The 4,638-nt window shown below is 58.3% G+C and carries 6 protein-coding genes and 1 pseudogene; 3 read left to right on the plus strand and 4 right to left on the minus strand.

Annotated elements, in window-relative coordinates:
• Nucleotides 1–346 (minus strand): ACP S-malonyltransferase (locus WA354_RS21330; RefSeq protein ID WP_472815038.1); only part of this gene is annotated, 346 nt, incomplete at its 3' end.
• 230 nt (nucleotides 347–576) lie between these two features.
• Between WA354_RS21330 and WA354_RS21335 the strand changes: the two genes are divergently transcribed.
• Nucleotides 577–1,101, plus strand: coding sequence for a hypothetical protein (locus tag WA354_RS21335; RefSeq protein ID WP_472815039.1), 525 nt, complete (start codon nucleotides 577–579; stop codon nucleotides 1,099–1,101).
• Nucleotides 1,102–1,191: 90 nt separating this feature from the next.
• Here the strand turns inward: WA354_RS21335 and WA354_RS21340 are convergent, their stop codons facing one another.
• Together WA354_RS21340 and WA354_RS21345 are read right to left on the minus strand one after the other, a co-directional pair.
• Nucleotides 1,192–2,013, minus strand: coding sequence for a rhomboid family intramembrane serine protease (locus WA354_RS21340; protein ID WP_472815040.1), 822 nt, complete (start codon nucleotides 2,011–2,013; stop codon nucleotides 1,192–1,194).
• Between the two features lie 87 nt (nucleotides 2,014–2,100).
• Nucleotides 2,101–3,555 carry a M20/M25/M40 family metallo-hydrolase gene (locus WA354_RS21345; protein WP_472815041.1) on the minus strand — a complete coding sequence of 485 codons (1,455 nt, stop codon included), beginning with the start codon at nucleotides 3,553–3,555 and terminating at the stop codon, nucleotides 2,101–2,103.
• A 149-nt stretch (nucleotides 3,556–3,704) separates the two neighbouring features.
• Between WA354_RS21345 and WA354_RS21350 the strand changes: the two genes are divergently transcribed.
• Both WA354_RS21350 and WA354_RS21355 read left to right on the plus strand, forming a co-directional pair.
• Nucleotides 3,705–3,902, plus strand: coding sequence for a hypothetical protein (locus WA354_RS21350; protein ID WP_472815042.1), 198 nt, complete (start codon nucleotides 3,705–3,707; stop codon nucleotides 3,900–3,902).
• A gap of 17 nt (nucleotides 3,903–3,919) precedes the next feature.
• Entirely contained in the window at nucleotides 3,920–4,267 is a 348-nt protein-coding gene (locus tag WA354_RS21355) for a carboxypeptidase-like regulatory domain-containing protein (protein WP_472815043.1), read from the plus strand.
• Nucleotides 4,268–4,346: 79 nt separating this feature from the next.
• On the opposite strand, the pseudogene WA354_RS21360 reads toward WA354_RS21355, so the two are convergent.
• Nucleotides 4,347–4,638: pseudogene (locus tag WA354_RS21360) on the minus strand (Asp-tRNA(Asn)/Glu-tRNA(Gln) amidotransferase subunit GatB); the annotation flags it as partial.

Here is a 4,638-nt window from a genome sequence, read left to right on the forward strand (position 1 = left end):
CCTTCACCGCGCGCACTGCATCGGCAAACGTCAGCGTCCCCGCCGCCACGTGCGCGGACCACTCGCCCAAGGAGTGTCCCGCAGCCAGCGCGGGCTTAACACCATGCTCCGCCAGAACACGCAACGCCGCCACACTCACGGTCAGAATCGCAGGCTGGGTATTCTCAGTCAGCTTCAGGTCTTCTTCAGGCCCTTCAAAGCAGAGCTTCGACAGGGCAAATCCGCAGGCTTCATCGTCTTCAGCAAAGGTCTGCTTGGCCACAGGGAACCGCTCCGCAAGATCGCGGCCCATGCCAACCGTCTGCGAACCCTGCCCCGGAAAGAGAAATGCAATCTTCTTATTCATTTCATTGAGGATTGTATCGTGAAGAGCATGCGCAATTTTCCTCGTCAAACCTGATCGGAAGAGGACAGAGCGATCAGCGAACCGCCATTGTTGGCTGATGACGAAATCCTGCCCGGCATCGTCAATGAGGCAACTGAACGCTGGCGAACCGCAGGGTTGCCACTCGCATCACAACCAGTGAAGCGGAACCGGCGATCCGGTGAATATCAATGTACCCATTGAGAGGGGACATGGCGAAACCACGGAAGAAAGAGCAAGTCGACCTGAGCGAGAGTTCTGTTTACCGAGACAATACACCGAATCCGCCAATGGGCCGTCCCGAAGATCTTGCGACCGACGCGGAACTGGATCGGCTCGAGGCAATCACCGGCGGTGCCGACGAACCCGCCATCGTTGACGGTGAGCTCGGACAGAAATTCGACGAGCTCGATGCCAGCACGGAAGAAGAGCTGGACGCTTTGGAAGTAAATCTCGTCCAGGAAGACGAACGTCCCAACGTACGCGATGGCTCGGGCCTGATTGTGGACGACTCGGCGGAAGAGCAGCTTGCCCGCTTCACCGAGGCCGATCCGATGCTGTCCGACCTGGGAGCGGTCAGCGTTGCCCCCGGCAGCGACGACACCAGCGCCGTTCTACGCAGGCACTATCCAAACCCCTCGATCGCGGGCTCTGACGCGGTGGTAGAAGGCAACCTCGACGAGCCCATGGGCGAAACCATTCTGGAGCGCAAAATAGATGAAGGCACTCCTGGATGAGACCGGACCGAGCACGGTTCAACCTTCTGGGGTGATTTTCAGGACTGATCGGAGTCGGCCAATTTTACGCGCGAACACAGAAGGCCGATTTCAGTTCCAGCGCTTCTTGTCGTCGTGGTCTTCATCGATCTGCTTGCCGCTGCCGTCAAATTTCACGGTGCGGCCCTGGGAGCGCATGTAAACTTCGAATTTCTTCGCTGCCCGCCGGCGCTTCCAGCGGTAGTAGCCGTTGCGCAATCCATACCATTTCTCGCTCAGCAGAAACGAAACCCCGCGCCGCGGCGCCATGCGGATGAAGACGAGCCCGGCCAGCGCCCCGCCAAGTTGTGCGAACGCATACATGCGCATGCTGCCGAACATCATCGCGATGGCTACGAGTGCGTAGATGATAGCCATATAGCGTGCCTTGATGCCGATGACAAAGAACATCTGGAACTGCACATCTCCGTAAAGCACGCCGATTGCCATCAGCAGGCCGAAGATGCCGCCGAAGCATCCGTACAGCGGAAACGTAACCAGCGACGAGCTGACCACAACGCTCGCTCCATAGATCGCCAGTGCGGCCAGCGCAGTGCCGATCACCGATGCCGCGTAAAGGCCCATGACCCACGTATCGTTGTGGAATGATTCGAGAAAACCCGCCAGAAACCAGATGGAGAGCAGCTCAAACAGCGTGGAAAGGACCAGGCCGGTGGGATGCACAAAGCTGTACGTGAAGGGCTGCCAAATCCAGCCATGCAAAAACGTCGTCGGGTAGAAGAGCAGGTATCCAAGCGCCGATCGCGTTGCCTCCGGGGCTGTCAATCCTGCAATGGCAAGCAGAAAATAGGCGCCTAGATTCACCAGCACCAGTCGCCGGGTGGCGCCGTGAAAATCGGGAAATGCGAACGGTGAGGCGCCAATCCTTGCCATGGTAGTGAACAGGTTAAATGGAACGCCTTAGGCGTGTCATCGGCAGACGCCACTCAGGCAGGAGAGACTCATCCGGTCAGCTCTCCCTCAGGGAACGACGACCAGCCCGCGATGGCCTTTCGCATCCACGGCGCGCACCCCGAAGATCACGTTGTCCTTGGAGATTGGAAGCGACACCGTCACCGGCCCCTCCGATGAAGTCGCAGCAATCTGTTTCACATATTGCCAGTTCGGTGCAGTGGTTTCGCGCCAAAGCACCTCGTAGTGAGCCACTCCGCCACCCGCCGGCGGTTCCCATGTCAACGTTGAGCCGTTTTCCGTCATCTTGTTGACGATGGTTAGCTTCTGCGGCTCGCCGGGAGCAGCGGCCAGCGTCGCCAGCGTTGCCGCATTCAGCCGGGCCACCTGGGCAACGTAGTTGAAGTCCACAAACTCGATCAGGTCGCCCAGTATCGGAGCGTCTGACCCGGGCGCAGGCTTAATTACATTCTGGTGCTGGTGGTTATAGTCTTCGCGCCACTCCGTAAACCGGACCGCCGCAAAACCCTCATGGTTGAATGAGCTATGGTCGCCTCCGCGCAGATAGCGATCGGGCCGATCGACCAGAAATGCGGAGAATGGCTTGGCCGCCCCCGGCTTCGACAAATAAGTCCGGGCCGTCTCGGCGATGACGCGCGCCAGTTCGCGGCTGGGCGAGTCGTCTTCTTTCCCCAGTGCCCGAATGTGCCGCGCCTCCTCAGGCGATGCCGCCTGGGGAACGCCCTCGGAAAAAACGCGCACGCGATCCTTCATCTGCAGCGTGTCGCCCGGCGTGGTGTTGCCGCCCACAATGTCATTGTTCAGCACCGCTTCCAAATCCCACCCTTCCTCTTTCGCAAGCCTGGCCAGATGCCCCGACCCCACCAGTCCCTGTTCCTCGCCTGCTACAGCGACAAACACAATTGTTCCAGGAAACTTCAGCTTACTCAGAACCCGCGCGCACTCGAGAGAAACGGCTACGCCTGAAGCATCGTCATTCGCGCCGGGCGCCGCTCCGTGATCGTCGAGAACGTTCAGATTGCGCGAGTCGTAATGTCCAGTCACAAGTACCGTGCGTTTGGCCTGCGCCGGATCCGTCCCCCGCAAAACGGCATAGACGTTCGTAAGCTTCGTCGGCTTTGGAATTCGCCCCGCCCAGGGACTCCCGCTGGCACTGGCCGGATCGGCGGTAAACGTGTCGCGCTTGACTTCGAGGCAGCCATCGCATTCGCGCGAGATGGCTTCAAACTGCCTGGCGATCCAGTCTGCCGCTGCATTGATCCCCTGCCCGGGCGGCAGATCGGTTTCCATGCTCGACAATGTGTTGCGCGTACCGAAACTAACCAGCTTCTCTATCGTCTGATCTATTTGGCTGGGCTTGATCGACGCGAGAGCCCGGGCAATCGCCGGATCGACCGGTGCGGGGCCAATGGGGGTGGCATGCAACGCATAGTCAGGTTGTGCTTCCGCAGCGCCACACGCCAGCACAAGCCCGCAAAGCAGGACCAAATGAGAACGCTTCATTGTTCATTCTCCGGTGGGTGTACTTCGGTTTCAAGAGGGAGGAAGCGGCCTCTTGACCTTTGCAACAGTTTGCCTAAAACTAACCCAAGTCCGTACCCTAAGGGTATCGCCATACTACATCACGAAATGCCTTGAGAGAGGAGGCTGCCATGACAAGCTGCCCGGAATGTGAAAATGATCTTGATATCGATGTTGAAGAAGCGGAAGAGGGCGACGTGGTCGCCTGTACTGAGTGTGGAACTGAGTATGAGATCGTCGGTGTGGAACCGCTCGAAATCTCGAAAGTAGAAGAGGGCATCGACGAAGACGAAGACGATTTTCTAGATGAGGACGAGGAGGAAGAGTGATAGGGAACCGCGCAAGATTGGCGGCATGGGTGGCGTTGGCCGCCGTCGCAGTGGTAATTATTCCAGCGGTACAACCTGTCGGCGTGGCCCATGCGCAGAATCTGGGGCAGCGAAACGTTGCCGGCCTTGTCATCGACGCCAACTCAGCACCGGTACAAGGAGCTACCGTCTTTCTTAAAAATCAGAAAACGAAGTCCATCCGCAGCTATACGTCTTCCAGCAACGGCAGCTTTCGTTTTGCCCAGGTCGGCATGACCGACGACTACGACCTGTGGGCCGAAAAGGACGGCAAAAAAAGCCCGACCAAAACGGTCAGCTCCTGGGACGCTCGAAAGGATTTTGAAACCGAATTGAAGTTGAAGTAGGCCGCATCCTCTCGCGGCCTGAACCATTCCTTCGCGCGAACCTGTGCGACAAATGAAAGATCGAGGCGTAGTCAGGGCCTCATTCGTCGAGCTTTTTGGTCACAAGCTCATTCAGCAGCGCGGGGTTCGCTTGCCCCCTTGACGCCTTCATCACCTGGCCAACAAAGAATCCCGACATCGTCTTCTTGCCGGCGCGATACTGCTCCACTTGCTTGGGATTCGCCGCGATCACCACGTCAATCATCGCTTCGATCGCCGACGCATCGCTAAGCTGCTGCGGCTTCTCCCGCTCGTAGACGGCGGCGAAGTCTTCACCCTTTTCAAAGCAGATATCAAACAGCCCCTTCAACTGCTTCGAACTGATCTTGTCC

The sequence above is a fragment of the Occallatibacter sp. genome (assembly GCF_049802275.1).
Lineage (GTDB): Bacteria > Acidobacteriota > Terriglobia > Terriglobales > Acidobacteriaceae > Telmatobacter.